Source organism: Pseudooctadecabacter jejudonensis, assembly GCF_900172275.1.
GTDB classification, from domain to species: Bacteria; Pseudomonadota; Alphaproteobacteria; order Rhodobacterales; family Rhodobacteraceae; genus Octadecabacter; species Octadecabacter jejudonensis.
Window position 1 is genome coordinate 15,661 of record NZ_FWFT01000002.1, and the last position, 25,439, is coordinate 41,099.

Annotated in this window: 28 protein-coding genes; 13 read left to right on the forward strand and 15 right to left on the reverse strand. The window is 60.1% G+C overall.

Annotated features, from left to right (window positions below):
* Nucleotides 1-26: 26 nt before the first annotated feature.
* Nucleotides 27-1,427, reverse strand: a complete 1,401-nt coding sequence (locus PSJ8397_RS05110; protein WP_085864256.1) for a 1-acyl-sn-glycerol-3-phosphate acyltransferase — start codon at nucleotides 1,425-1,427, stop codon at nucleotides 27-29.
* Nucleotides 1,428-1,565: 138 nt separating this feature from the next.
* Here PSJ8397_RS05110 and PSJ8397_RS05115 point away from each other — a divergent pair, with 138 nt between their 5' ends.
* Nucleotides 1,566-3,566: a protein meaA gene (locus PSJ8397_RS05115; protein ID WP_085863528.1), complete on the forward strand. Its 2,001-nt coding sequence runs from the start codon at nucleotides 1,566-1,568 to the stop codon at nucleotides 3,564-3,566.
* A 125-nt stretch (nucleotides 3,567-3,691) separates the two neighbouring features.
* Entirely contained in the window at nucleotides 3,692-4,024 is a 333-nt protein-coding gene (locus PSJ8397_RS05120; protein WP_085863529.1) for an H-NS histone family protein, read from the forward strand.
* Here PSJ8397_RS05120 and PSJ8397_RS05125 read toward each other — a convergent pair whose 3' ends face one another.
* Nucleotides 4,025-4,537, reverse strand: a complete 513-nt coding sequence (locus tag PSJ8397_RS05125) for a DUF4329 domain-containing protein (RefSeq protein WP_085863530.1) — start codon at nucleotides 4,535-4,537, stop codon at nucleotides 4,025-4,027.
* A 125-nt stretch (nucleotides 4,538-4,662) separates the two neighbouring features.
* Here PSJ8397_RS05125 and deoD point away from each other — a divergent pair, with 125 nt between their 5' ends.
* Nucleotides 4,663-5,370 (forward strand): purine-nucleoside phosphorylase, encoded by a 708-nt coding sequence (gene deoD, locus PSJ8397_RS05130; protein WP_085863531.1) that lies wholly within the window; start codon nucleotides 4,663-4,665, stop codon nucleotides 5,368-5,370.
* 99 nt (nucleotides 5,371-5,469) lie between these two features.
* Here deoD and PSJ8397_RS05135 read toward each other — a convergent pair whose 3' ends face one another.
* The 12 genes from PSJ8397_RS05135 to PSJ8397_RS05190 all read right to left on the reverse strand — a co-directional run bounded on the left by PSJ8397_RS05135 (nucleotide 5,470) and on the right by PSJ8397_RS05190 (nucleotide 13,828).
* Nucleotides 5,470-6,249 (reverse strand): succinate dehydrogenase iron-sulfur subunit, encoded by a 780-nt coding sequence (locus PSJ8397_RS05135; RefSeq protein ID WP_085863532.1) that lies wholly within the window; start codon nucleotides 6,247-6,249, stop codon nucleotides 5,470-5,472.
* Between the two features lie 55 nt (nucleotides 6,250-6,304).
* A complete protein-coding gene (locus tag PSJ8397_RS05140) occupies nucleotides 6,305-7,099 on the reverse strand; it encodes a sulfotransferase (RefSeq protein ID WP_143515376.1) in 795 nt (264 codons plus the stop codon).
* 14 nt (nucleotides 7,100-7,113) lie between these two features.
* Complete coding sequence (locus tag PSJ8397_RS05145; protein ID WP_085863534.1) at nucleotides 7,114-7,416, reverse strand: hypothetical protein; 303 nt, start codon at nucleotides 7,414-7,416, stop codon at nucleotides 7,114-7,116.
* Nucleotides 7,417-7,434: 18 nt separating this feature from the next.
* A complete protein-coding gene (locus PSJ8397_RS05150) occupies nucleotides 7,435-7,716 on the reverse strand; it encodes a hypothetical protein (RefSeq protein ID WP_085863535.1) in 282 nt (93 codons plus the stop codon).
* Nucleotides 7,716-9,521 (reverse strand): succinate dehydrogenase flavoprotein subunit, encoded by a 1,806-nt coding sequence (sdhA, locus tag PSJ8397_RS05155; RefSeq protein ID WP_085863536.1) that lies wholly within the window; start codon nucleotides 9,519-9,521, stop codon nucleotides 7,716-7,718. Before sdhA ends, PSJ8397_RS05150 begins: the two co-directional genes overlap by 1 nt.
* Before the next feature lie 20 nt (nucleotides 9,522-9,541).
* A complete protein-coding gene (locus tag PSJ8397_RS05160) occupies nucleotides 9,542-9,913 on the reverse strand; it encodes a succinate dehydrogenase, hydrophobic membrane anchor protein (RefSeq protein ID WP_085863537.1) in 372 nt (123 codons plus the stop codon).
* Nucleotides 9,914-9,927: 14 nt separating this feature from the next.
* Complete coding sequence (gene sdhC / locus PSJ8397_RS05165) at nucleotides 9,928-10,311, reverse strand: succinate dehydrogenase, cytochrome b556 subunit (protein WP_085863538.1); 384 nt, start codon at nucleotides 10,309-10,311, stop codon at nucleotides 9,928-9,930.
* A gap of 191 nt (nucleotides 10,312-10,502) precedes the next feature.
* Nucleotides 10,503-11,165, reverse strand: coding sequence for a DUF1194 domain-containing protein (locus tag PSJ8397_RS05170; protein WP_085863539.1), 663 nt, complete (start codon nucleotides 11,163-11,165; stop codon nucleotides 10,503-10,505).
* A 47-nt stretch (nucleotides 11,166-11,212) separates the two neighbouring features.
* Nucleotides 11,213-12,244, reverse strand: a complete 1,032-nt coding sequence (locus PSJ8397_RS05175) for a MaoC family dehydratase (protein ID WP_085863540.1) — start codon at nucleotides 12,242-12,244, stop codon at nucleotides 11,213-11,215.
* The gene (locus PSJ8397_RS05180; protein ID WP_085863541.1) at nucleotides 12,244-12,450 is read right to left on the reverse strand and encodes a DUF1737 domain-containing protein; all 207 of its coding nucleotides are present in this window, start codon (nucleotides 12,448-12,450) and stop codon (nucleotides 12,244-12,246) included. The genes PSJ8397_RS05175 and PSJ8397_RS05180 overlap by 1 nt, the downstream gene beginning before the upstream one ends.
* Nucleotides 12,441-12,986, reverse strand: a complete 546-nt coding sequence (locus tag PSJ8397_RS05185) for an NnrU family protein (protein WP_085863542.1) — start codon at nucleotides 12,984-12,986, stop codon at nucleotides 12,441-12,443. The genes PSJ8397_RS05180 and PSJ8397_RS05185 overlap by 10 nt, the downstream gene beginning before the upstream one ends.
* A complete protein-coding gene (locus tag PSJ8397_RS05190) occupies nucleotides 12,983-13,828 on the reverse strand; it encodes an HpcH/HpaI aldolase/citrate lyase family protein (protein ID WP_085863543.1) in 846 nt (281 codons plus the stop codon). The genes PSJ8397_RS05185 and PSJ8397_RS05190 overlap by 4 nt, the downstream gene beginning before the upstream one ends.
* A gap of 235 nt (nucleotides 13,829-14,063) precedes the next feature.
* Between PSJ8397_RS05190 and PSJ8397_RS05195 the strand changes: the two genes are divergently transcribed.
* Nucleotides 14,064-14,387, forward strand: a complete 324-nt coding sequence (locus PSJ8397_RS05195; protein WP_085863544.1) for a hypothetical protein — start codon at nucleotides 14,064-14,066, stop codon at nucleotides 14,385-14,387.
* Here PSJ8397_RS05195 and PSJ8397_RS05200 read toward each other — a convergent pair.
* Nucleotides 14,384-15,136 carry a sulfite exporter TauE/SafE family protein gene (locus PSJ8397_RS05200; RefSeq protein WP_085863545.1) on the reverse strand — a complete coding sequence of 251 codons (753 nt, stop codon included), beginning with the start codon at nucleotides 15,134-15,136 and terminating at the stop codon, nucleotides 14,384-14,386. The genes PSJ8397_RS05195 and PSJ8397_RS05200 overlap by 4 nt on opposite strands.
* A gap of 204 nt (nucleotides 15,137-15,340) precedes the next feature.
* On the opposite strand from PSJ8397_RS05200, the gene mdh reads away from it, so the two are divergent.
* The 9 genes from mdh (at nucleotide 15,341) to PSJ8397_RS05245 (ending at nucleotide 25,377) form a co-directional block, all read left to right on the forward strand.
* On the forward strand, nucleotides 15,341-16,303 hold the full coding sequence (mdh, locus tag PSJ8397_RS05205) for a malate dehydrogenase (protein WP_085863546.1): 963 nt from the start codon (nucleotides 15,341-15,343) through the stop codon (nucleotides 16,301-16,303).
* A gap of 195 nt (nucleotides 16,304-16,498) precedes the next feature.
* Nucleotides 16,499-16,702, forward strand: coding sequence for a hypothetical protein (locus PSJ8397_RS05210; protein ID WP_085863547.1), 204 nt, complete (start codon nucleotides 16,499-16,501; stop codon nucleotides 16,700-16,702).
* Between the two features lie 312 nt (nucleotides 16,703-17,014).
* Entirely contained in the window at nucleotides 17,015-18,208 is a 1,194-nt protein-coding gene (sucC, locus tag PSJ8397_RS05215) for an ADP-forming succinate--CoA ligase subunit beta (RefSeq protein ID WP_085863548.1), read from the forward strand.
* Between the two features lie 122 nt (nucleotides 18,209-18,330).
* On the forward strand, nucleotides 18,331-19,215 hold the full coding sequence (gene sucD / locus PSJ8397_RS05220) for a succinate--CoA ligase subunit alpha (protein ID WP_085863549.1): 885 nt from the start codon (nucleotides 18,331-18,333) through the stop codon (nucleotides 19,213-19,215).
* A gap of 52 nt (nucleotides 19,216-19,267) precedes the next feature.
* Nucleotides 19,268-19,987 carry a hypothetical protein gene (locus tag PSJ8397_RS05225; protein WP_085863550.1) on the forward strand — a complete coding sequence of 240 codons (720 nt, stop codon included), beginning with the start codon at nucleotides 19,268-19,270 and terminating at the stop codon, nucleotides 19,985-19,987.
* Nucleotides 19,984-22,941: a 2-oxoglutarate dehydrogenase E1 component gene (locus PSJ8397_RS05230; RefSeq protein ID WP_085863551.1), complete on the forward strand. Its 2,958-nt coding sequence runs from the start codon at nucleotides 19,984-19,986 to the stop codon at nucleotides 22,939-22,941. Before PSJ8397_RS05225 ends, PSJ8397_RS05230 begins: the two co-directional genes overlap by 4 nt.
* Nucleotides 22,942-22,944: 3 nt before the next feature.
* Entirely contained in the window at nucleotides 22,945-24,453 is a 1,509-nt protein-coding gene (gene odhB / locus PSJ8397_RS05235; RefSeq protein ID WP_085863552.1) for a 2-oxoglutarate dehydrogenase complex dihydrolipoyllysine-residue succinyltransferase, read from the forward strand.
* A gap of 301 nt (nucleotides 24,454-24,754) precedes the next feature.
* Nucleotides 24,755-24,985, forward strand: coding sequence for a hypothetical protein (locus PSJ8397_RS05240; protein ID WP_085863553.1), 231 nt, complete (start codon nucleotides 24,755-24,757; stop codon nucleotides 24,983-24,985).
* Nucleotides 24,982-25,377, forward strand: coding sequence for an MAPEG family protein (locus tag PSJ8397_RS05245; RefSeq protein WP_085863554.1), 396 nt, complete (start codon nucleotides 24,982-24,984; stop codon nucleotides 25,375-25,377). Before PSJ8397_RS05240 ends, PSJ8397_RS05245 begins: the two co-directional genes overlap by 4 nt.
* The last annotated feature ends 62 nt before the right edge of the window (nucleotides 25,378-25,439 follow it).

Genomic DNA, 25,439 nt, shown 5'->3' on the forward strand with positions numbered 1-25,439 from the left:
ACCCAATGATTGCCAGTATTGTAATTTTATGTCTTCTGCGTTGCGGCATCCTGAGGCAAAATCACAGGATCCTTGAAATGATGCGCGATTGTGTTGGCGTAATATGTGACCACATCAGCCTCTCCCTCGGTGACACGCAGGATGTCGCCCCTGTCGATCAGCCCCCGGCGCTGCAAAATCCGTACTCCGTCTTGCGCCAATTGCGCTGGATCACGCCGCGGGGTGCGCAGCCCGACCGGCATGGCATCAAGGTCAGCGGCGATCTGGGCCACGATCTCCGCCTGGGTTGTGGCGCCGTTCAAGAGCGCGCGGCAGACCAGCGGCACGGGCACCACGGGGATGACGGCGCTGATCCGGCCCATCAACTCCTCGCCCAAGGCTTTGGTGTCGCCATCGTGACGGTCAGCAAAGTCGTGCAGGGACAGTGGCGCGCCAAAGCTGACACTTGCGGTGCCAAACACCGTCATCTTGCGCGTCAACCGCGCCCACAAATACCCCACGACCCCGCCCAACACCGTAAACAAGGGCGGCCGAAACCGCCGTATACCGGTTGCATGGGCCTTGATCAGGAACCGGTCCTCCAACACGCGGTCATAGTTCAGCGCCACCGGCACAAAGACCACGTCCCGCCCGTCGGGTTTGAAACCGTCCGTAATATAGCTGAGGATTCCCAACCGGGGCCGCGCAAGGTTGCCATCCAACGACAACCCACCCTCGGGGAAGACCGCCTGCGTAACACCGCCCTCCGTCGCCATCTGCACGTAGCGGGCCAAAACCCTGCGATAGAGATCACCGCTTTCTTCCTGCCGGCGCGATTTGCGGCGGATAAAGTACCCGCCCATCATCTTGATCACCGCCGACAGCGGCCAGACCCGCGCCCATTCGCCCACCGCATAAGACAAAGAGGTCGCGCGGCTGACCAGATAGGTCACCAACACATAATCCATGTTGCTGCGGTGGTTCATCACGAAGATCACGGTGGCGTCGGGGTCAATCGCCTCATACTCCGCACGGTCAAATTGTCCCACGCGCAGACGGTACAAAAACCGCGACAGCCATTTCGCCGCCCGCATCCCGAAACTGAAATAGGCCGTGGCACTGAACGAGGGCACGATTTCGCGCGCGTAATGGCGGGCCTTTTCAAACGCCACGTCTTCACGGATCCCCGTGGCCTGCGCGTAGTCATTGATCGCCTGAATAACCTCTGGGTCATAGACCAGACGTTGAATGGTGTCGTAGCGCCGCGCCAGCTTGAACGGCTCGATCGGTTTTTGCAGCCGCGCATTGACCCGCGCCACCACCCTCTCCGCCCGTCTGCGGAAAAACCAACGCACCGACGGAAACAGGAAATGGGACGCGAACGTCACCGCCGCGAACAAAACCATCAAAATCAAAAGCCAAAGGGGAATGGCCACAGGCATTGTCATGGGGTGGACCGTGGCAGGGAAAGACGTTGGGGTAAATGGGGTCATGCCGCAGCGCAGCGCGTTGACAAGGGCATAATCTTTCAGATACGTCATTGATTGAGTAATAAAATTGCGCAACCTGATTCACGAGGCCCGCCCATGACGCAGACGCAGAAAGATCGCCACGTTTCAAAGTCCGATCGCCAAGCCGATCGTCCGTGGCTGTTCAGAACTTACGCAGGCCATTCCACCGCCAAGGCCTCAAACGCGCTTTATCGGGGCAATCTGGCCAAGGGCCAAACCGGCCTGTCCGTGGCTTTCGATCTGCCGACGCAAACCGGCTACGACAGTGACCACATTCTGGCCCGCGGTGAGGTCGGCAAGGTCGGCGTGCCCGTCTGCCATCTGGGCGACATGCGCGCGCTGTTTGATGACATCCCGCTGGAACAGATGAACACGTCGATGACGATCAACGCGACGGCACCTTGGCTGCTGGCGCTTTATATTGCCGTGGCCGAGGAACAGGGCGCCGACGTCAGCGCCCTGCAAGGCACCGTTCAAAACGACATCATCAAGGAATACCTCAGCCGTGGCACCTACATCTGCCCGCCCGAGCCGTCCTTGCGCATGATCACCGACGTCGCCGCCTATACCCGCGAATACCTGCCAAAATGGAACCCGATGAACGTGTGTTCCTATCATCTGCAGGAAGCGGGGGCGACGCCGGAGGAGGAGCTGGCGTTCGCCCTCGCCACAGCGATTGCCGTTCTCGACGACCTCAAGGGCAAAGTGCCCGCCGAACATTTCCCTGCCATGGTGGGCCGCATTTCGTTCTTCGTGAACGCAGGTATTCGTTTTGTGACCGAGATGTGCAAGATGCGCGCATTTGTCGAACTTTGGGATGAAATCTGTCAGGATCGCTATGGCGTCGAAAACCCCAAATTCCGTCGTTTCCGCTACGGTGTGCAGGTCAATTCACTGGGCCTCACCGAACAGCAGCCCGAAAACAACGTCTACCGCATTCTGATCGAAATGCTGGCCGTCACGCTGTCCAAAGACGCCCGCGCCCGCGCCGTGCAATTGCCCGCCTGGAATGAGGCCCTGGGCCTGCCCCGCCCCTGGGATCAGCAATGGTCCCTGCGAATGCAGCAAATCCTCGCCTTTGAAACGGATCTGTTGGAATACGACGATCTGTTCACCGGCAATCCGGCGGTCGAAAAGAAGGTCGGCGAATTGAAAGAGGGCGCGCGGGCGGAATTGGCACAATTAGACGGCATGGCCAACGCGCAGGAAAAGATCGAATATATGAAGGCGCGGCTTGTTGATTCAAACGCCGCCCGCATCGCGGGGATTGAGGCAGGCGACACCACCGTCGTTGGCGTCAACAAATACCAGAACGGCGAACCCTCGCCCCTGACCTCCGGCGACGACGCCATTATGGTGAGCGACCCAGAGGCCGAGGCCGACCAGCTGGATCGTCTCAGCACTTGGAAAGACAGCCGCGATGCCGCCGCTGTCGCACGTGCGCTGGCCGATCTGAAGGCCGCCGCCCTAGACGGCAGCAACATCATGCGCCCCTCCATCGCCGCCGCGAAAGTCGGCGTCACAACCGGCGAATGGGCCGAAGTCATCCGTCAGGCGTTCGGCCAGTACCGCGCGCCCACAGGCGTATCGCAGAACCCATCCAACCGCACCGAAGGCCTTGATGACATTCGCGACCGTGTGTCGACCGTCAGCGCGAAACTGGGCCGCAAGCTGAAATTCCTCATGGGCAAACCGGGCCTCGATGGTCATTCCAACGGCGCCGAACAGATCGCAGCCCGCGCCCGCGATTGCGGCATGGATATTACCTACGAAGGCATCCGCCTCACGCCGGACGAAATCATCGACGCCATCCAACGGGATGATGCCCATGTCGTCGGCCTGTCGATCCTGTCGGGGTCTCACATCCCGTTGGTCACCGACATGATGGATAAAATGCGCGCCCTTGGCCTGTCCCACGTGCCGGTCGTGGTCGGCGGCATCATCCCGGACGAGGACGCAGATCGCCTGCGTGCCATGGGCGTCGCACAGGTCTACACGCCCAAGGATTTCGAATTGAACCGCATCATGAACGACATCGTTGATCTGGCCGACCCGTCCGCCGTCGCCGCCGAATAGACCGCCCGATATCAATTCCGACGGCTACGGGGCTGTATAAAAGGACAGATAAACTGAAATAGCCCATTGCGATCCAGACGATTGGCCTTCACTACGCGCATCACATTCGTGAAAAGGAGCGCGACATGGCAATTGATCTGAAATCAATGTCCAAAAAGGAATTGGAAAAACTGGCGCGTGATGTGCAAAAGGCATTGGATCGTCTGCATGCGCAAGACGTGAAAAAAGTACGTCAGGAAATGGAAAAGCTTGCCGCATCACATGGCGTTTCCGTGGAAGAGGTTTTGGGCGCCCCCGCCAAACCCGGCAAAGCAACCAAGGCCGCCAAATCCCCGTCCAAACCCAAATACGCCAACCCCGCCGACCCCAGCCAAACCTGGACCGGCAAGGGCCGCAAACCGGACTGGTTTCACGCCGCCATCAAATCCGGCGCGACCGCGGAGAGTTTGGCAATCTGATTATTCCAGCCTCTCGACCAATTCATCGTAGGTGTATTCTTCGGCAATAAAGCCGTCATCACCTTCGATGAAATCGGGATCCTGCGCCAGACAGCCAATCCCGCAGATTTGAAATGTCACCATATCCGTGGTGTCGATATACCAAAGCCGCCCGCCCGGTGTGGCGACCCAACCATCGATGCCTTCTTCTTCGTCCCCTTCCATGTCTGCACCGCTCGGTGTTTCGGAACTGTACTCGGTCGAAAAATCTCCATGGGTGTGATAAGATGCCGTGATCACCGCAATCTCCGTTGGGTCATCGGACAAACAGCTGCTTTCGTCCCCTGCTGTCGGAGGCGAGGCAATCAATTCGCCCGCATCATTAAAGCCCACATAACCGCAATACTCGGTCCCCGTCTCGAAAGACTGCAGGTTCAATTCCGTCAACGTAGCCCGCATCAACGCCTCTTCGTCGGCCGGTTGGGCCAGTGCCATTGCAGGCAAACACGCGGCGAATAGTGCAAATCTTTTCATGAATCTCTCCCCGTTTCGGGCATCTTTGATATGTTGCCCAAACAAAAGCTAGGGGAAATTGAAAGAGAATTGATCCCGCAATTGCATCTCAATACGGTGACGGAAAACGAGAGTATGGGACCAGTATGACACTCCACATCGGTGCGAAAACAGACGACATTGCTGACGTCGTATTAATGCCAGGCGATCCCTATCGCGCGAAATGGGTTGCAGAAACCTTTTTGACCGACGCCCGCTGCATCAACAATGTCCGCGGAATGCTGGGTTTTACCGGCACTTGGCAAGGCCACCGCGTCACCGTCCAAGGGTCCGGCATGGGCATGCCATCGATGTCGATCTACGCCAACGAATTGATCCGCGACTTTGACGTCCAAACCCTGATCCGCATCGGGTCCTGCGGGGCGATGCAAAACACCATTGCCCTGCGCGACATCATCATCGCGATGACGGCGACCACCTACGCGTCTCCGTCCAGCAGCATCTTCCGCGACCTGAACTTTTCCCCCTGCGCGGATTTCAGTTTGCTGTCGGCTGCGGCGCAAGCAGCCGCCTCCTTGCAGGTGGGCGTCCACGTCGGCGGCATCTACTCATCCGATACGTTCTACGACGAACGCCCTGACCTGAACGAAGCCATGATGCGCCACGGCATCCTCGGCGTCGAAATGGAGGCCGCCGAACTCTATACCCTCGCGGCCCGATATGGCCGCCGCGCCTTGGCCGTCATGACCGTGTCCGATCACCTGTTAACCAAAGAGGCCCTGCCCGCCGACCAGCGCGAACGAAGCTTTGCCGACATGGTTCACCTGGCGCTTAGGGCGGCCTTTGAAGGCTGACCCCCGTTTCTTTGGGTCAAAAATACCTAATACCCCCAGACAAGAAAAAGGCGCCCCCGTTTGCGGATGGGCGCCTTTTTCATCGTCTTCAGGGCGCGATCAAACGGACCGTTCGACCATCATCTTCTTGATGTGGGCGATGGCCGCAGCCGGGTTCAAACCCTTGGGGCATGTCTTCGCGCAGTTCATGATCGTGTGGCAACGGTACAGCTTGAACGGATCCTCCAGATCATCCAACCGCTCCCCCGTGGCCTCATCACGACTGTCGATGATCCAGCGATACGCATGCAACAACGCCGCTGGCCCCAGATACCGATCACCATTCCACCAATACGACGGGCACGACGTCGAACAGGACGCACACATCACACATTCATACAAACCATCCAGCTTCTTGCGGTCCGCAATCGACTGCTTCCACTCCTTCGCGGGACGGTTCGTCTTCGTTTCCAACCACGGCATGATCGACGCGTGCTGGGCATAAAAATGCGTCAGATCCGGGATCAAATCCTTCACCACCGGCATGTGTGGCAACGGATAGATTTTGATGTCGCCCTTGATCTCGTCCATGCCATAGATACAGGCCAGCGTGTTGATCCCGTCGATGTTCATCGCACAAGACCCGCAAATCCCCTCACGGCAAGACCGGCGGAACGTCAGCGTCGGATCGATCTCGTTCTTGATCTTGATCAACGCGTCCAGAACCATCGGGCCACAGCTGTCCATGTCGACGAAATAGGTGTCCAGACGCGGGTTCTGTCCGTCGTCAGGGTTCCAACGGTAAATCTGCACCTTGCGCAGATTGTTTGCCCCTTCAGGACGCGGCCAAGTCTTGCCTGTCGTCATTCGGGAATTCTTGGGCAGGGTCAATTGAACCATGTTAGCCTCCTTCGAACGATGCGATCACCGCATCTTTTGTTTTCAATTTCACACATCACATCGCCACTTGCAGGGACGGGTCAGGCGTCAATTCATTGATCCACGACGCGTCCGCTGCATATCCAAGCGCGACCACATCATCTCCAAACCGATCGACGAACGTCTTCGCCACGCTCGGCGGCAATGTAGAACGCCAGTCCTTGCGCGCACCTTTTCGCACATGGCCCTTCAGCGTTTCGTCCTGCTTCAGGTTTCCAAACAGACTATTCCGGCGAAACACCGACCGCGCCATATCAAGGTCAAGGCCATCGATACCCCAGTGGTCCATCCCGCGATCAAATTCCGTAAACTGTTTGTCGACCATCAGCTTCTCAAAGTGCCAGCGCACATGCGCCACGCCAGTGGCAATAAACGCACGGATTTCGCCCATCGTCTTTGCAAAATGATGGTCCATCTCAAACCGCATCTGATCTTCAAACGTCGGCAAAGCCAACATCTCTTCTTGATAGCTGCGGCCGCCAAAATTCTCACGCGGGATGTGCAACCACCGTTCGGTCTGGTTGCGCAGATGATAATGCGTGCCGGACACCAACACCTCCCGCGGGTCGCGGACCATATGAATGAACCGTGCGTCGGGGTGCGCCAACATGCCTTGGTTGAATTCCCCGTGCCAGCTGATCAGGATAGATCGGTCTTCATCCGGCTCCCACGTTGGATCGTTCAACTTCTCGCCCTTGATCACGTTCCGCGCAATCTTCAGACGTCGAGACAGCCGCCGCGTCACCAAATCCATCCAGACGGTGCCGGTCTTGTGATGCGTGCCAAGGCATAGGAAACGAGGGGTGCTCATCAATTGATCTTACCCTACGTCAGACCTGACGTCGCACAGGTCACTGTCGCAGGCCGTGCAAGAATGTTGGACACCAGTGTGATGTTGTCGGCGCTGGCCCCTTGTGCGGCCAGCACCAAAAGTTCGTCGCCCGTGGCGTTGTCGATGATACAGTTCGTCAAAACCTGCCCAGCAGGCCCCGGCACAGTGTCGGCCACAATCGGGGCCACAACGGCGCGGGCCGCGTCACGGCCTGTGTCCACGGCTGCGATTTCGACCATATCACAAGCGGACAGGGTCAGGGCAGCAGCGGCGAGGAAGGCGAAGGATTTGGTCATCTGGGTCTCCAATTCAAGTCAGCGCAGCACGGGTGGGCGAATAGGGTCCGCACCGGTGCGGTCTCGAACGCATTCGGTATAGACCTCAAGCGGGTCACGACCAGCGAGGAAATCGGACGACACCCCCACTTGAACGCCACCAAAGCCGCCCGTTCTGCTATTGGTGCCCACTGTAACACGGCCCGTCGGACCTTGCGCGGCCCGCGCCCGGTCTTCGCAAATTTCCGCCGCCCGCACCGGATCAACCGGTTGGGGGGTGCAGGCCGCGAGGACCAGCAGGACAGGGGCTGCGCGCCACATCAGAATGTGCGCTCTTTCGGGGCGATGCGCTTCATCTCAATGCCGCCTTCGGCCTCGGTCGTCAGCGGGTCAGTGACCACAGGACGATAGCTAAGCGTCACATCCGCGCCATCGACGTGGGAAATGGTATGCACCCGCCAGGTCTCGTCGTCACGCGTCGTGTAATCCTCATGGGCGTGGGCGCCGCGGCTTTCCTTGCGCGCCTCGGCTCCGGCCACCGTGGCCAGCGCGTTGGGCAGCAGGTTCGTCAACTCAAGCGTTTCCATAAGGTCGGAATTCCACACAAGGCTGCGGTCGGTGACCTTCAGATCACGTTCCTTGCCCGCAATGGCGGTCATCTTTTCAACGCCCTCTTTCAGCGTTTTGTCGGTACGGAACACGGCAGCGTCTTCCTGCATCGCCTTTTGCATTTCCAACCGCAGATCAGCGGTCGTCACGCCACCATCCGCGTGGCGCAGCCCGTCAAAACGGTCAAACGCCTTATCGACAGAGGCCGCGTTGGTCGACGGAATCGCGGCCCCGCGGTCCACCACATCGCCCGCGCGGATCGCCGCCGCGCGGCCGAAGACGACAAGGTCGATAAGGCTGTTTGACCCAAGGCGGTTCGCCCCATGCACAGACGCACAGCCCGCTTCGCCCACGGCCATCAGGCCGGGCACGATCCGGTTCGGATCGTCTTCGGTCGGGGACAACACTTCGCCGTAGTAGTTCGTCGGAATACCGCCCATGTTGTAGTGCACCGTCGGCAGCACGGGGATCGGCTCCTTCGTCACATCGACGCCCGCAAAAATCTTGGCGCTTTCCGAGATGCCGGGCAGACGTTCGGCCAAAGCCTCCGCCGGCAGATGGTTGAGGTTCAGGTGAATGTGATCCCCGTTGGATCCCACACCGCGCCCTTCGCGGATTTCCATGGTCATACAGCGGGAGACATAGTCGCGCGGCGCCAGATCTTTATAGTTGGGGGCATAACGTTCCATGAAACGCTCCCCTTCGGAGTTGGTCAGATAGCCGCCCTCACCCCGTGCGCCTTCGGTGATCAGACAGCCCGACCCATAGATGCCCGTCGGGTGGAACTGCACAAATTCCATGTCCTGCAGCGGCAGCCCAGCGCGGGCCACCATACCGCCACCGTCCCCCGTACAGGTGTGCGCGGACGTCGCGGAGAAATAGGCGCGGCCATAGCCACCTGTAGCTAAAACGACCATCTTGGCGTTGAACACATGCATCGTGCCATCGTCCAGCTTCCAGCAGACAACGCCGGTGCAGACCCCATCGTCCGACATGATCAGATCGATCGCGAAATATTCGATGTAGAATTCCGCCTGCTGTTTCAGGGATTGCCCATACAGCGTGTGCAGAATCGCGTGGCCGGTCCGGTCGGCGGCGGCACAGGTCCGCTGCACGGCGGGGCCTTCGCCAAACTCGGTCGTGTGGCCACCAAAGGGACGCTGGTAAATCTTGCCTTCTTCAGTGCGCGAAAACGGCACGCCGTAGTGCTCCAATTCATACACTGCCTTGGGGGCCTCACGGGCGAGGTATTCCATCGCGTCCGTGTCGCCCAGCCAATCCGACCCTTTGACAGTGTCGTACATGTGCCATTGCCAGCTGTCGGGGCCCATGTTGCCCAGCGACGCGGCAATGCCCCCCTGCGCCGCAACCGTATGCGACCGCGTCGGGAACACCTTGGAAATACAGGCCGTCCGCAGCCCCTGTTCGGCCATGCCCAAGGTTGCACGCAACCCTGCACCACCTGCACCCACTACCACGACGTCATAATCATGCGTCTCGTATTCGTAAGAAGCCATGTGTCAGATATCCTATCTGGTCAAAGCGCCATGCGGGCCAGTGCGAACAGGCCAACAGCGATCAAAGTATAGGCCAGGGCGTTCAACCCCAGCAGCGTCAGTTTTTCGGCCATCCCGTGCATGTAATCCTCAACCGCCTCAGCCGCTTCGGCGGTGAAGTGGGAAATCAACACAATCAGTGAGGCCGCCATGATAATAACGGGCAGCGGTTTGCTGAAATAGGCCTGAACCTCTTCGAATGTGCCGCCCAGGCCCATGCCAAAGGTGAACACAAACAACGGGATCATCACTTGCAGTGCGATCGAACTGCCAATCATTTTCCAGAAATGCTTGGTGCCCGATTTCGCAGACCCAAGGCCCTCGGCGCGTTTACGGTCGGTCAAATATGCCATTGTCCACCCCCCCCTTACAGTACGATGACGACAAACGCCGTCAGCAGGAATGAAATCAGGACCATCGCCTTGGCAAACAACTCGGACTTATCCACGTCCAGCATATAGCCGAAATCCCAGATCACGTGCCGGAGGCGCCCAAACATGTGGTAGAACAAGGCCCATGTCGCCAGCGCCATGATCAGGTCGCCAAACCAGCTGCGCAACAGCCCGTCGATAAAGCCAAAGGCGCTTTCGGACGTCGCCGCAGCAATCAGCCACCACACCACCAAAATCGACCCCAGCAAAAGTCCGATCCCCGTGATGCGCACAAAAATCGACGACATCGACGTCCACTGCGGGCGGTAGATCATCAAATGCGGAGACAGGGGGCGGTTGCCCCGATTCACGTCGGCCATATCGGTTCCCTTAGCTTGGACGCAGCAGCTATGCCGCGACAAATGTTGCTATTCTTTTAACGCAAATCCCCACCGTGTCACGGCACGTGAGCGCCAACAGGTGCGGATTCTTGACGCGGTTTGTTCATTTTATTGTGTTTGTGATCACACATTGAAACGGCGTGATCACAAAAATCGCAACTCCACGGGGCTTAGTTGTTTCGTGCAATCGACTGAGTCAATTCGCGGTAGAGTTTACGAATGATCTGATCGGGGTATTCGTCAAACCCATTCGCGGTGACGGCAAAAGCCCCCGGACCGGTGATCACGTTTTCCTCAAACCAGCCGGTGAGATCGAACCCCGTGTCCTCGATCACCAGCGCGTTCACCGTGACCTCCGCCGCCGCAAGGGCGGGCCAATGATCAGTGGGAAAGCTGCCCTCATTGCTGATCCCATCGCCCGAGATGTCGATGACATGGCGTTCGCACTCATCCACCAGTGCAAAATACGGCAGCGCCAGCTGCATCGCCTCCCCGATCGCGGTGGAAAAATCCCGCCACAACCGCGGCACGGTCGCGATCTCAAACGCGAAGGCATAAACGTCATCGGGGCTGTTCATCTGCGTCCAGTTGATCACAACCGTTTGCCGCCCCGTCCCCGTCCATTGCATCAGCGCCAGTTGGACATTCCCCTCGACCAGCGCGCCCAGGACGGCGCGGTCCGTCAGCCCTGCGGCCAACCCGTCCATCTGCGTGCGGTATTCGCTACCATCCACCGAACCCGACACATCTACGGCCAGCATCAACGCGACCTCGCACGCGGTGGCGGGGGCAGCGCAGATGGTTATGGCGGCAGCGGTCAGAACACCTTTCATCGGGCCAGCCTAACCTGCAAGCCGCCGTGCACCAAATCACAGATGGATCAGATCGGCATCAACGCCCAATAATCGAGGTCCAGCAGAACATCGGGCAGGTACTTGCCGTCCTCCCCCTTCAGCGCGCCAGCCTCACCGCCTTTGGTCGCCACCAGCCGCAGCCGCAGCGCGCCAACCCCCGGCACATCCGTCTCCGCCTTTTCCAACACCTCGGACCAGGCGCGCAGGGTGTCGCCGGAAAACGCAGGGTTCGCATGGGCGCCCGCGTTGATGGCGGCCATAAACTCCGCCCCTTCAAGCCCGTTGAACGACAGCGCGCGGGCCATGGAAATGATGTGTCCGCCATAGATCAGCCGCCGCCCATCGGGGCGCGATGTCACGTCGTAGTGCACCTTGGCCGTGTTCTGCCACAGCCGCGTGGCCATCATGTGCTCCGCCTCAGAAAGCGTCACACCATCAACATGGTCGATCACCTCCCCCACAGCATAATCGCCCCAGCGATGCGGTGCCCGCACGCCGACCTTATCCCAATGGGTGAAATCGAGGCCCTCGGGCACATGCAGGTCCGCCGCAGGCACCGCCTCGGGCAAATCCGGCACCACCGTCTCAGGGGCGGGCGCGTCCACGTCGCGTTTGCGCACCATAACCCAGCGCACGAAGGTCAGCACCTCATCGCCCTGCGCATCCAACCCCACGGTCTGCACCCAGACGATCCCCGTCTTGCCGTTGGAGTTTTGCTTGAGCCCGATCACCCGCGTCACAGCCTCCAACGCGGACCCGGGCGGCACCCGTTTCAGCCACCGCAAATCCGCATAACCCAGATTGGCCACCGCGTTCAGCGATATATCCGGCACCGTCGCGCCAAACACCTTGTGAAAGACGATCATGTCATCCAAAGGCGCGCCCTCAAGGCCCAACGCCATGGCCACCGGATCCGACACAGCGACCGCAAAGCGGGTCGGGTATAGCGCCTGATAGAGAGCGCGCTCCCCCTCCTCCACATTGCGCAGGGGGCCGTGGCGGAACACCTGGCCCACCTGATAATCCTCAAAGAAATAACCGGCGTTTGTCTTGGTCATTATTGCTGTCCCAGCTTCATGTCGGGCGCATACTCTGCCTCGATCTCTTTTGTCACAGCCTGCCCGCAGCGCAGCACGCCGTTGGCATGATCAAACGTGTATTGCGGGTCGCCATGCAGCACCCACCCCTTGGCCAGCGCCTCAGACACCTTGTGGCAAAAGGCCGACGTGTCGTCCTCTGTCAAAAATCGATAAATTACCCCCATGGCGTGACCCCCAACCAGTGATGAATAAGCATGACGATGACAGTCACGACGAGGGTTGCGACCACGGAGATGACCTCAGATTTCAAGGGCGGCGCATGATAAGCCCCGCGCGGGCCCTGTGCGCGGTTGATCAAAACCATTTCCGCCAGCGCCCAAAGGCCCATGCCGCCGAACAGCACGAAAGATGCGGTGTCCCCGTTCACCAACAGATGCGCCACAGCCCAGACGACCACCGCCGTCAGCTGCGGATGCCGCACCATGCGCGTGACCCGCGTGCCCTTGCCCGATGCGGCAAACAGATAGAACGCCAGCACCATAGCCAGGTTGTTCAACCACATCAGCCCGTTGCCACGCCCCCAATAGACCGCCCCATCAGCAAGGCGATAGCCAAGCACCATCAGCACAATCGCCAACACAGACGCCCCCGCCACGATGCCCTTGCCAGTGTCCCCAAAGGTCGCGCGATGCGCCGGCGCCACCCGTTTCCAAAAATGCGCGCCCGCCCACAGGGCCAGCCCAAGTAGTATAAGTGTCATTCCGCCTCCAATGCCGCGATTGCCTTTGCTTTGGCCAAGGTCGCCCGCGCGGTGACGATGTGCAAGTTCTCAACGATCTTGCCGTCTACGACGGCAACCCCCTTCCCTGCGGCCTCGGCCTCGGCAAAGGCGGCGATCTGGCGCTCCGCCAGATCGATTTCCGCCGCGGTCGGCGCGAATGCGGCGTTCGCGGCGGCCACCTGCGCGGGATGGATCAGTGTCTTGCCATCAAAACCCATGTCGCGGCCCTGTTCGCATTCCACCTTGAACCCCTCTTCGTCCTTGAACGCATTGTAAACGCCATCCACAGCCACCACGCCGTGGGCGCGCGCGGCCAGCAGGCACAGCTGCAACGACGTGATCAGCGGCTCACGGTCCGCGCGGTGGCGGGTGTTCAGATCCTTGGCCAGATCATTGGTGCCCAGAACGACCCCCTCAATCTGCGGGTGTGCCGCGATCTCGGCCGCATTCAGCACCCCCAGCGGCGTCTCCATCATGGCCCAAATCGGCTTGCCCGTCAGACGCGCCAGCGCATCCACGTCCGCCACGCCGTTCACCTTGGGCAGAAGCACCGCGTCACATGCCATCGCGTCCGCCGCGCGCGCGTCGGCCTCACCCCACTGGGTGTCCAACCCATTGATCCGCACCACGCGCAACCGGTTGCCATATCCGCCTTTGCCCAGCTCCTCGGCCAGTGTGTCACGCGCGGTGATCTTTTCATCCGGCGCCACCGCGTCCTCCAGATCAAACAGGATCACATCGACAGGCAAGCCCCGCGCCTTGTCCAGCGCACGCACTTTGGATCCGGGGATATAGAGGGCGGAACGATAAGGGCGGGACATGAGGAGACCTCCAACAGGTAATTATCTTGCGCCACATGGGCCAGATTATTTCGCATCTTGCAAGGCAAAAATGCCGCAACGCAGCGTACCACCCCCCCGGGCTGGCGCCACGCAACACCACCGAACGGTCGCGTTAACCTTATCTCAAACGGTTATCGTCCATGATTGGTCACAGACGGAAAGCCCATCACACACGCAGCCACCCCACATTGGTTGCCCCCTGAAGGAGAGACCAATGCACAAAACCCTGACATCACTCGCGGCCACCGCCGCACTGGCCCTGATCGCGGGCGCGGCGCCCACTCAAACCCAGGCCCAAACCCGCAACTGCGGTGATCATGCCCAAGTCGTCGAACGACTTGCATCGGGGTACGGCGAATCCCGACAGTCCATCGGCATGGGCGCGGACAACACAGTGGTCGAGGTCTTCGCCTCCCTTGAGACGGGCACCTGGACCATCACCGTGACAGCGCCCGGCGGGCCGACCTGTCTGGTGGCCTCCGGTCAGGCGTATCAAAACCTCTATGAGGACCTGCCAAATACCGATCAAGGCGCCTAAGCCCACAATCCACCCAAGCCGTCCCAGATCAGCTTGATCGACACGGCCAGCAACATCCATGTCACGACCGCATAAAACACGCGGTCGGGCAGCACCTTGATCAGCCGGTAGGCCACCCAGACACCGCCCAGCGCGGGCAAAAACAGCACCGCGGTGATCCACAAACTTTGCAGCTGCAACTGCCCCAAATGCCAATACGGTATGATTTTGAGGGCGTTCATAATGGCAAATCCCGCCGTGGACGTGCCCGCAAACACCATTTTGGGCAACTTCAACGGCAACGTCCAAACCTGCCAGGGCGGCGCGCCGGAATGGCTGACGAAACTGGTGAACCCCGCAACAGACGTCCACAGCAGGCCCCGCCCCCATGTGATCGGCCGCGCCGCGTCACCGGGTTTGCTGCGCAAGATGTAATTCAGCGAAAACGCCAAACCAATCACCCCGATCAGCACCCGCACGTGGTCTTCGGTCACAATGCTGGCCGTGGCCCAGCCCACCGCCGTTCCCACCAAGATCCCGAACACCGCGACCTTCAACACCCCAAGGTGGATGTATTTCCGATAGGTCCAGATCCCGAAGACGTCGGAAAAAACGAACACCGGCAACAGCAGCCCCGCCGCCACCAAAGGTGAGATGGTCAGGGACAAGATCGGCACCGCCAACGCCCCGAACGCAGGCGCGCCGCCCTTCGACAGCCCCACGCAGAACGCCGCAACCAGCGCCAAAATCCAAAATGTGGAACCGTCCAAACCCTGCCCCCTCTCCACACGGGAATCGCCGGATATCGCGCAAATCCCTCATGCAACTGCCTAGGGTGCCCGTGCCGTGAACGCAAACAATCCCATACAAACAAAGCCCTGAGGGATGCCGCGCCGCAGCACTCTTGCGCGATGCGCATCAAAAGACTACCCCTTGCGCCGATCACTCACGAACGGACAAAGGATCCATTGAACATGGCCAGACCCAAGATCGCCCTGATCGGCGCCGGTAACATCGGCGGCACCCTTGCCCACCTCGCAGCTGTGAAAGAGCTTGGCGACGTGGTGCTGTTTGACATCTCCGAAGGCCTGCCCGAAGGCAAAGCCCTCGACATCGCTGAATCCGGCCCCTCCGAAGGGTTCGACGCGGCCATGTCCGGCACCCAGTCCTATGAGGACATCGCAGGCGCCGACGTGTGCATCGTCACCGCCGGTGTCGCACGTAAGCCGGGCATGTCCCGCGACGACCTGCTGGGCATCAACCTCAAGGTCATGAAATCCGTGGGCGAAGGCATCGCGGCCCATGCGCCAAACGCCTTTGTCATCTGCATCACCAATCCGCTTGATGCGATGGTCTGGGCTTTGCGCGAATTCTCCGGCCTGCCCCACAACATGGTCTGCGGCATGGCGGGTGTTCTCGACTCTGCACGTTTCCGCCATTTCTTGGCTGAGGAATTCAACGTCTCCATGCGCGACGTGACGGCCTTTGTGCTGGGCGGCCACGGTGACACGATGGTGCCGTCTGTGCGCTATTCCACTGTCGCGGGCATCCCGCTGCCTGATCTGATCGACATGGGCTGGACGACACAAGAAAAGCTCGACGCGATGGTGCAGCGCACCCGTGACGGCGGCGCGGAAATCGTGGGCCTGCTGAAAACCGGCTCCGCCTACTATGCGCCTGCGACCTCCGCCATTGAAATGGCCGAGGCGTTCCTCAAGGATCAAAAACGCGTCCTGCCCTGTGCCGCCTATTGTGACGGCGATCTGGGCGTCAAGGACATGTACGTCGGCGTGCCCACAGTGATCGGTGCTGGCGGCGTTGAGCGGATCGTCAACATCAAGCTCAACAAAGACGAGCAAGAGATGTTCGACACGTCTGTCGCTGCTGTCAAAGGTCTCGTGGACGCCTGCAAAGGCATCGATTCGTCCCTCGCCTGATCTGAATCAAGACCAAACAAAGGCGCTCTTGTGACAAGGGCGCCTTTTTTTGTGCCATTGTCCCACGTTAAGAAACAATTAACCGTCTTCAGTCGGCCAAAAGCGCAAGTTGCACCAATCTGCGTGACTCAATCCCCTGAATTTTGTTAAAATTGTGTCATCGCGCAGATCGCGCATCAATCCTTGGGGGATGTTATGAAACGTATTTTTGGTCTTTTGGCCGTTGGTGTGGCTTTGTCTGCCTGTGCGCCGACCGGCAACAACTCTGTCTTCTTGGACAATGGCAACGACGTGTCGTTCTTGCGCACGGGTGCGACTGCCTGTCCGAATATCGGCACCGAAGTCAGCCCGCGTTATCCAATGCGCTGCGGTCCGCAGCAGCAGGTGATCCCGCGCTAAACGGACGATCCGACATTTGAAAAGCCGCGTGGCCCAATGACCGGCCACGCGGCTTTTTGTCGTTTTGGGCGACGGTGCGGACCTTTGGTTCAGACAAACGCGTGAATGATCCCGCGCCACACAGCTTGTGATTCCTCTTTAAATCCCTGTTATCCCTAACATCCATTAACAAGTGCACATTTGTGATCACACAATTTTCAAGTGTGATCACAAATGTCGCTTTTTCCGCAGTCACACCAAAAAAGTCATTTAGAGACGCCTCTTCACGGGTCTATAGCGGTTCTAACGCTTATCAGACCGAAGGACGGCTCTATGAACATCCACGAATATCAGGCCAAAGCCCTGCTCGCGCAATTCGGCGCCCCCGTCAGCGACGGCCGCGCCGTGCTGAAGGCCGAGGACGCGAAAACCGCTGCAGGTGAACTTGATGGCCCCCTTTGGGTGGTCAAGGCCCAGATCCACGCAGGCGGTCGCGGCAAAGGCAAATTCAAAGAGGCCGACGCGGGCGACGCAGGCGGCGTGCGCCTGACCAAATCGGTGGAAGAGGCCGCAGAAGAGGCCAAAAAGATGCTGGGCCGCACCCTTGTGACCCACCAGACCGGTCCGGCGGGCAAGCAAGTCAACCGCATCTACATCGAAGACGGTTCCGGCATTGAAACGGAAATGTATCTGGCCCTGCTGGTGGACCGCGCCACATCGCGCATCGGTTTTGTCTGCTCCACCGAAGGCGGCATGGACATCGAAGAAGTGGCTGAGGCCACCCCCGAAAAGATCCTGAACTTCACCGTTGATCCCGCCACGGGATACCAGCCCTACCATGGCCGCCGCGTGGCTTTTGCCCTCGGACTTGAAGGCCAGCAGGTCAAGCAATGCGTCAAACTGATGGGCCAGCTTTACAAAGCGTTCACCGAAAAAGACATGGAAATGCTTGAGATCAACCCCCTGATCGTGACCGACAAGGGCGATCTGAAAGTACTCGATGCCAAGGTCGCCTTTGACGGCAACGCCGTCTACCGCCACACAGATATCGCCGCCCTGCGCGATGAAACGGAAGAGGATCCAAAGGAACTCGCCGCCTCCAAATACGACCTGAACTATATCGCACTCGACGGCGAAATCGGCTGCATGGTCAACGGTGCGGGCCTTGCCATGGCGACGATGGACATCATCAAGCTGTATGGCGCGGAACCTGCAAACTTCCTCGACGTGGGTGGCGGCGCCACCAAGGAAAAGGTCACCGAGGCGTTCAAGATCATCACGTCCGATCCCAACGTCAAAGGCATTCTGGTCAACATCTTCGGCGGCATCATGCGCTGTGACGTCATCGCCGAAGGCGTGGTCGCGGCCGTGAAAGAGGTCGGCCTGCAGGTCCCCCTCGTCGTGCGCCTTGAGGGCACGAACGTGGAAGCCGGCAAAGACATCATCAACAACTCCGACGTTGATGTGATCGCCGCCGACGACCTCAAGGACGGCGCGCAGAAGATCGTGAAGGCGGTCAAAGGGTGATTGTCGGTTCGGCGCAGCCGATGAGGCATCCAGCGGATGCCTCAAGACAATCACGGGCGGAGCCCCGGGGTCAGAAATTTCGCGAAGGTAAAGCCTCGCACCACAGTTAAGGAGCCACCATCATGGCCATTCTCGTAAACGAAAACACTCGCGTCATCTGTCAGGGCCTCACCGGCTCGCAGGGGACATTCCACTCCGAACAGGCCATCGCCTACGGCACCAAGATGGTCGGCGGCGTGACACCGGGCAAAGGTGGGCAGACCCATCTGGACCTGCCGATCTTCAACTCCGTGCATGAGGCCAAGCACGTGACCGAGGCCAACGCCTCCGTCATCTACGTGCCGCCCCCCTTCGCCGCGGATTCCATCCTTGAGGCGATTGATGCCGAGATGGAGCTGATCATCTGCATCACCGAAGGCATTCCGGTGCTCGACATGATGCGCGTCAAACGCGCGCTTGAAAACTCCGCCTCTCGTCTGATCGGGCCGAACTGCCCCGGCGTGATCACACCGGATGCGTGCAAAATCGGCATCATGCCCGGCCACATCCACAAACGTGGGTCCGTGGGCGTCGTGTCCCGCTCCGGTACGTTGACCTATGAGGCGGTGAAACAGACGTCTGACAGCGGTCTGGGCCAGTCCACCGCCGTGGGCATCGGTGGCGACCCGATCAAGGGCACCGAACACATCGACGTGCTGGACATGTTCCTGGATGACGACGAAACCCAATCGATCATCATGATCGGTGAAATCGGCGGCTCCGCCGAGGAAGAGGCCGCCGAATTCCTGACCGAGCAAAAGAAGAAAGGTCGTTGGAAACCAACCGCCGGTTTCATCGCTGGCCGCACCGCCCCTCCCGGACGTCGCATGGGCCACGCCGGTGCTATCGTGGCAGGCGGCAAGGGCGACGCGGAATCCAAGATCGAAGCGATGAAATCCGCTGGCATCGTGGTGGCCGACAGCCCCGCGACACTGGGCGAGGCCGTGCTTGAGGCGATCGGCAAGTGATGTCTTTTGGGGCAGACGAGCGCATGGGCGCACAGCCAGCGAGGGCCATCTGATGGTTCTCGTGTCGCACGCCCACGCCTTCGTCTACCTCAAGACGTTCAAAACGGCCGGCACCTCCGCCGAAATGGCGCTGGAGCCGCTTTGCGCGCCCGCAGGCCATGTGCCTCAACACGCCTGCCCCGCCCAGATCAGCGATGTGGGCATCATCGGCGCACGCATGAAACCGGCCTCCACCGACACCACCGGCTGGTGGGGCCACCTGTCCGCCGCTGCCACGCGCGCCAAATTGGGCGACGCCCTATGGGCCGCTTATGACCGCATCGCGGTGCTGCGCAATCCTTTCGACAAAGCCGTGTCGTGGTTTTATTGGTCGCGCCGCAAGGACGACACCGAGGGCCGCACCATGATCGACGCCTTCCGCGCCTTCATCGCGGCCCAAACACAGGCTGGGTTTTTTGGATCCCCTCGTGATTTCGACCTGCACAGCACCCATATCAATGGCACGAACATCATCACCGGTTGGTTCCGGATGGAAACCCTGCGCCAAGATCTTGATCTCTTCGCCCGCGATAGGGGCATCGCCCCTGCGACCCTTGCGCTGGCCGCCACCAAACGCGGCCGCAGGTCGTCCGACACCCTGCCTGTCGCCGCCTATTACGACACAAAAACCGCCGATATCATCCGCCGCCATTACGCTTGGATGTTCGACATCGGCGGCTACTCACTTTACCCGCAAGACGCCCAGCGCGCCAGCCGAGAGGTTCTTACATGACCGACCAATCCAACAACGACGTCTTCCATGCCTCCTCCTTCATGCAGGGGCACAATGCGGAATATATCGAACAGCTGTATGCCCGCTACGCCGACAACCCCGGCGCTGTGGACGAACAATGGCAAGCGTTCTTCCGGTCGTTGGGCGATGCGCCGAGCGATGCCAAGGCGGAGGCCGCGGGCCCCTCTTGGGCCCGCACCGATTGGCCCCCGCAGCCCAATGACGATCTGACGGCCGCCCTCGACGGCCAATGGGCGGCTGAACCCGAGGCCGCTGGCAAGAAGATCAAGGAAAAGGCCGCCGAAAAAGGCGTCGAGATTTCCGAAGAACAGGTGCGGGCCGCGGTCCTCGACAGCATCCGCGCGCTGATGATCATCCGCGCCTACCGCATCCGCGGCCATCTGGTGGCTGACCTTGACCCGCTGGGCATGCGCGACCAGACCCCGCACCCCGAACTCGATCCCGCTTCTTACGGCTTCACCGCCGCCGACATGGACCGTCCGATTTTTATCGACAACGTCCTTGGTCTGGAAATGGCGACGATGAACGACATTCTCGCCATCGTGAAACGCACCTATTGCGGCACCTTCGCGCTTCAATACATGCACATTTCCAACCCGGAAGAGGCCGCATGGCTCAAGGAACGGATTGAGGGCGCGCACAAGGAAATCAGCTTCACCAAGGAAGGCCGCAAGGCCATCCTGAATTCCCTTGTCCAAGGTGAGGGTTTTGAAAAATTCCTGCACGTCAAATACATGGGCACCAAACGGTTCGGCCTTGATGGGGGTGAGGCGCTGATCCCCGCCATGGAACAGATCATCAAACGGGGCGGGCAGTTGGGCCTGCAGGACATCGTGATCGGCATGCCCCACCGCGGCCGCCTCTCTGTCCTCGCCAACGTGATGCAGAAACCCTACAAGGCGATCTTCAACGAATTTCAGGGCGGCAGCTTCAAACCCGAAGACGTCGACGGCTCCGGCGATGTGAAATACCACCTCGGCGCCTCGTCTGACCGTGAATTTGACGGCAACAATGTCCACCTGTCGCTGACAGCCAACCCGTCTCACCTTGAGGCCGTGAACCCCGTCGTTCTGGGCAAAGTCCGCGCCAAACAAGACCAAATCAATGACGAAGACCGCACAAAGGTCATGGGCATCCTGCTCCATGGTGACGCGGCCTTTGCAGGTCAGGGCGTCGTCGCCGAAGGGTTCGGCCTGTCGGGCCTCAAGGGGCACAAGACCGGCGGCACCATGCACATCGTGGTCAACAACCAGATCGGCTTTACCACCGCGCCGCATTTCTCGCGCTCCAGCCCCTACCCCACGGACATCGCCCTGATGGTCGAGGCCCCGATCTTCCACGTGAACGGCGACGACCCCGAGGCCGTGGTCCACGCCGCCCGCGTGGCCACCGAATTCCGCCAGAAGTTCCACAAAGACGTGGTTCTGGACATCATTTGCTACCGTCGGTTCGGCCACAACGAAGGCGACGAGCCGATGTTCACCAATCCGGTGATGTACAAAAAGATCAAAAAACAAAAGACCACGCTGACGCTTTACACCGAACGTCTGGTGCGTGACGGGCTGATCCCCGAAGGCGAAATCGAAGACATGAAGGCCGCCTTCCAGGCCCACCTGAATGAAGAATTTGAGGCCGGCAAGGATTACAAACCCAACAAGGCCGACTGGCTGGATGGGAAATGGTCCCACCTCGATAAGCGCGAAAAAAACAAATACCAGCGCGGCAAGACCGGCATTGAAAAAGAAACCTTCGACGAGGTCGGCAAAGCCCTGACCACAGTGCCCGACGGCTATCCTCTCCACAAAACAGTGGGCCGGATCCTTGAGGCCAAGAAAAAGATGTTTGAAACTGGGACGGGCTTTGATTGGGCCACCGGTGAGGCCTTGGCCTTCGGCTCGCTGCTGACCGAAGGCTACCCCGTGCGTCTGTCCGGTCAGGACTCCACCCGCGGCACATTCTCCCAACGGCACTCCGGCATCGTCAACCAAGAGGACGAGACCCGCTACTACCCCCTCAACAACATCCGCGACGGCCAATCCCGGTATGAGGTCATCGACTCCATGCTGTCGGAATACGCGGTGCTGGGCTTTGAATACGGCTACTCGCTGGCCGAACCCAATGCGCTGACCCTGTGGGAAGCGCAATTCGGTGACTTCGCCAACGGCGCGCAAATCATGTTCGACCAGTTCATCAGCTCAGGCGAAAGCAAATGGCTGCGGATGTCCGGCCTCGTCTGCCTTCTGCCCCACGGCTACGAAGGCCAAGGCCCCGAACACTCCAGCGCACGTCTGGAACGGTTCCTGACCATGTGCGGCGGCGACAACTGGATCGTGGCCAACTGCACCACGCCCGCCAACTACTTCCACATTCTGCGCCGCCAGCTGCACCGCAGCTACCGCAAACCGCTCATCATGATGACGCCAAAATCCCTGCTGCGCCACAAGATGGCCGTCAGCAAGGCGGAAGAATTCCAAACCGGATCGTCCTTCCACCGCGTCCTGTGGGATGACGCGCAATACGGCAATTCCGACACCAAACTGGTGGCCGACGACAAGATCAAACGCGTCGTCATGTGTTCCGGTAAGGTCTACTACGACCTTCTCGAAGAACGTGACGCGCGCGGCATCGACGATGTCTATCTCATGCGGTTTGAACAGTTCTACCCCTTCCCCGCCCAATCGGCGGTCAAGGAATTGGAACGTTTCCCACAGGCCGAAATGGTCTGGTGCCAGGAAGAACCCAAAAACCAGGGCGCATGGTCGTTCATCGAACCGAACATCGAATGGGTCCTGACCCGCATCGGCGCAAAACACACCCGCCCCTCCTACGCCGGACGCGCGGCCGCAGCCTCCCCTGCGACCGGCCTCGCCTCCCAGCACAAAGCACAGCAAGACGCGCTCGTGAATGACGCGCTTACCATCGAAGGAAACTAAGCCATGACCGAAGTCCGCGTGCCCACCCTGGGCGAAAGCGTCACCGAAGCCACCGTCGCCACCTGGTTCAAAAAACCAGGCGACAGCGTCGCTCAGGATGAAATGCTGTGTGAGTTGGAAACAGACAAAGTCACGGTTGAGGTTCCGGCCCCCGCCGCGGGCACCCTCTCCGAAATCGTCGCAGGCGAAGGCGACACCGTGGGCGTCGACGCCTTGCTGGCCCAAATCAGCGAAGGCGGCACGGCCACGACCTCAGAGGCCAAGGCCCCTGAACCCGAGGCCGAACCCGAAAGCCCCACCACCCCTTCTGGCGGGTCGGAAATGGACGTCATGGTCCCCACCCTGGGTGAGAGCGTGACCGAGGCCACCGTCTCCACCTGGTTCAAAAAACCAGGCGAAGCGTTCGAGGCCGATGAGATGTTGTGCGAACTCGAAACCGACAAAGTCAGCGTCGAAGTCCCCGCCCCCGCCGCAGGCGTCATGACCAAACTGCTGGCCGAAGAAGGCGCCACAGTCGAGGCGGGCGGCAAACTCGCCATCATGTCCACCTACGCCAACTCATCCGCCGCCACAGATGCGGGCGGGTCCTCGGCCCCGGCCGAGGGGTCGTCCGCGCCCGCACGCAAAGACACCGAAGACGCGCCCAGCGCCAAGAAACTCATGGCCGAAAACAACCTGCATGCCGATCAGGTCACCGGCACCGGTAAAGACGGCCGTGTCATGAAAGGCGACGTCCTCAAAGCCATGGCGGCCCCCGCCACAGCGCCTGCGCCCGCCGCCGCCCCACGCGCGCCCGTGGCCGCTGATCAGGCCGCCCGCGAGGAACGCGTGAAAATGACCCGTCTGCGCCAGACCATCGCCAAGCGTCTCAAAGACAGCCAGAACACCGCCGCGATGCTGACGACCTACAACGAGGTCGACATGACCGAGGTCATGGCCCTGCGCAACGAATACAAAGACCTCTTCCTCAAAAAGCACGGCGTCAAACTGGGCTTCATGTCGTTCTTCACCAAGGCCTGCGTGCATGCCCTGAACGAAGTGCCAGAGGTCAACGCAGAAATCGACGGCACTGACATCGTTTACAAAAACTACGTCAACATGGGCATCGCTGCAGGCACGCCCACGGGCCTCGTGGTGCCGGTGATCAACGACGCCGACGCCATGTCCTTCGCCGCCATCGAAAAGGCGATTGCCGAAAAGGGTGCAAAGGCCCGCGACGGAAAGCTCTCCATGGCCGAAATGCAGGGCGGCACCTTCACGATCTCCAACGGCGGTGTCTACGGCTCCCTCATGTCGTCGCCCATCCTGAACCCGCCGCAGTCCGGCATCCTCGGCATGCACAAAATCCAGGATCGCCCCATGGCCATCAATGGTCAGGTGGTGATCCGCCCGATGATGTATCTGGCGCTCAGCTACGACCACCGCATCGTCGACGGCAAAGGCGCGGTCACGTTCCTCGTGCGCGTGAAAGAGGCGCTCGAGGATCCGCGCCGGCTGCTGATGGATTTGTAACTTTGCATCGTGTCGACATAGGGCAGTCCCCGACCTTGTTGGGCGGGGGCAAAGCCCCCTCCCACGGGGCGTGTCGGGGGCTGCCTTTGGACGCACGGACTGAGACTTTCCGAAGCGTCCAGAAGGTCAGCTCCGGAAATGAGTCTTTCTGGCAATTTGGCGATGCAATGGGCGGCATTTTAGGCGGCTTCACCAAATCCCTAGGATCATAGCATGACCCCAGACCTCATCGCCCTCACCCCGCCAGCCCCGTGTCCGGTCCTACGCCGTGGCCCGTCGTCCGCACACCAAAGGCGCTGACATGACCGGCATCCTCAAAGCCATCCTTTTCGCCATCCCCTCGTTCGCCGTGGCAATCTTCGCGGCCTTCTTTGCGCGCCTTCGGTTTGAACAATGGTTGCCGCCCAGCGGCGGCACATGGAATGCGGTACAGGTCAGCCTGCTCACCCTCCTGACGTTCGCCGCGACCATGTGGCTGTGTTCGCGCCTTGCGACGTGGTGGCTCCAACGACAGCGGAAGGCAAACAAATGACCCCTGATCTCACCGTTCTTGCCCTCGCAGGCTTGCTTCAGGCCCTCCAGTTCGGCGCCTATTCCGTCCGCGCCAACATGGACGTTGGCCTCGGCTATTCCATGTCTGCGCGTGATCGCGCGCCGTCGCGTCCCCTCTCGGACCAAGCGGGCCGGTTGCAACGTGCGCTGAACAACCATTTCGAAGGGCTGATCCTGTTCACCCTTGCTGTCGTCTGTGTCGAACTCTCCGACCAGAACTCCGCCTTCACCGCCGCCTGCGCCTTCACCTATCTTGGCGCGCGCCTCCTTTACGTCCCCGCCTATTACTTCGGCCTGCGTCCATGGCGATCCGTCGTCTGGATGGTGGGCTTCACGGCGACCGTCCTCATGCTGATCTCTGCCTTGATCTAGGCAGCTCAGCCATACGCGAGCCATACGCAAACCATACGCAAGCCATACCGTCCAAAACGAAG

Bases quoted from the DNA above. Each gene is read 5' to 3' on its own strand.
- PSJ8397_RS05185 (WP_085863542.1), bottom strand. From the start codon at position 12,986: ATGACACTTATACTACTTGGGCTGGCCCTGTGGGCGGGCGCGCATTTT.
- PSJ8397_RS05170 (WP_085863539.1), bottom strand. From the start codon at position 11,165: ATGAAAGGTGTTCTGACCGCTGCCGCCATAACCATCTGCGCTGCCCCC.
- odhB (WP_085863552.1), top strand. From the start codon at position 22,945: ATGACCGAAGTCCGCGTGCCCACCCTGGGCGAAAGCGTCACCGAAGCC.
- PSJ8397_RS05120 (WP_085863529.1), top strand. From the start codon at position 3,692: ATGGCAATTGATCTGAAATCAATGTCCAAAAAGGAATTGGAAAAACTG.
- PSJ8397_RS05140 (WP_143515376.1), bottom strand. From the start codon at position 7,099: ATGAGCACCCCTCGTTTCCTATGCCTTGGCACGCATCACAAGACCGGC.
- sdhA (WP_085863536.1), bottom strand. From the start codon at position 9,521: ATGGCTTCTTACGAATACGAGACGCATGATTATGACGTCGTGGTAGTG.
- sdhC (WP_085863538.1), bottom strand. From the start codon at position 10,311: ATGGCCGACGTGAATCGGGGCAACCGCCCCCTGTCTCCGCATTTGATG.
- PSJ8397_RS05125 (WP_085863530.1), bottom strand. From the start codon at position 4,537: ATGAAAAGATTTGCACTATTCGCCGCGTGTTTGCCTGCAATGGCACTG.
- sucC (WP_085863548.1), top strand. From the start codon at position 17,015: ATGAACATCCACGAATATCAGGCCAAAGCCCTGCTCGCGCAATTCGGC.
- sucD (WP_085863549.1), top strand. From the start codon at position 18,331: ATGGCCATTCTCGTAAACGAAAACACTCGCGTCATCTGTCAGGGCCTC.
- PSJ8397_RS05190 (WP_085863543.1), bottom strand. From the start codon at position 13,828: ATGTCCCGCCCTTATCGTTCCGCCCTCTATATCCCCGGATCCAAAGTG.
- PSJ8397_RS05160 (WP_085863537.1), bottom strand. From the start codon at position 9,913: ATGGCATATTTGACCGACCGTAAACGCGCCGAGGGCCTTGGGTCTGCG.
- deoD (WP_085863531.1), top strand. From the start codon at position 4,663: ATGACACTCCACATCGGTGCGAAAACAGACGACATTGCTGACGTCGTA.
- PSJ8397_RS05225 (WP_085863550.1), top strand. From the start codon at position 19,268: ATGGTTCTCGTGTCGCACGCCCACGCCTTCGTCTACCTCAAGACGTTC.
- PSJ8397_RS05110 (WP_085864256.1), bottom strand. From the start codon at position 1,427: ATGACAATGCCTGTGGCCATTCCCCTTTGGCTTTTGATTTTGATGGTT.
- PSJ8397_RS05195 (WP_085863544.1), top strand. From the start codon at position 14,064: ATGCACAAAACCCTGACATCACTCGCGGCCACCGCCGCACTGGCCCTG.
- PSJ8397_RS05135 (WP_085863532.1), bottom strand. From the start codon at position 6,249: ATGGTTCAATTGACCCTGCCCAAGAATTCCCGAATGACGACAGGCAAG.
- PSJ8397_RS05150 (WP_085863535.1), bottom strand. From the start codon at position 7,716: ATGTGGCGCGCAGCCCCTGTCCTGCTGGTCCTCGCGGCCTGCACCCCC.
- PSJ8397_RS05230 (WP_085863551.1), top strand. From the start codon at position 19,984: ATGACCGACCAATCCAACAACGACGTCTTCCATGCCTCCTCCTTCATG.
- PSJ8397_RS05210 (WP_085863547.1), top strand. From the start codon at position 16,499: ATGAAACGTATTTTTGGTCTTTTGGCCGTTGGTGTGGCTTTGTCTGCC.
- PSJ8397_RS05245 (WP_085863554.1), top strand. From the start codon at position 24,982: ATGACCCCTGATCTCACCGTTCTTGCCCTCGCAGGCTTGCTTCAGGCC.
- mdh (WP_085863546.1), top strand. From the start codon at position 15,341: ATGGCCAGACCCAAGATCGCCCTGATCGGCGCCGGTAACATCGGCGGC.
- PSJ8397_RS05145 (WP_085863534.1), bottom strand. From the start codon at position 7,416: ATGACCAAATCCTTCGCCTTCCTCGCCGCTGCTGCCCTGACCCTGTCC.
- PSJ8397_RS05115 (WP_085863528.1), top strand. From the start codon at position 1,566: ATGACGCAGACGCAGAAAGATCGCCACGTTTCAAAGTCCGATCGCCAA.
- PSJ8397_RS05240 (WP_085863553.1), top strand. From the start codon at position 24,755: ATGACCGGCATCCTCAAAGCCATCCTTTTCGCCATCCCCTCGTTCGCC.
- PSJ8397_RS05175 (WP_085863540.1), bottom strand. From the start codon at position 12,244: ATGACCAAGACAAACGCCGGTTATTTCTTTGAGGATTATCAGGTGGGC.
- PSJ8397_RS05180 (WP_085863541.1), bottom strand. From the start codon at position 12,450: ATGGGGGTAATTTATCGATTTTTGACAGAGGACGACACGTCGGCCTTT.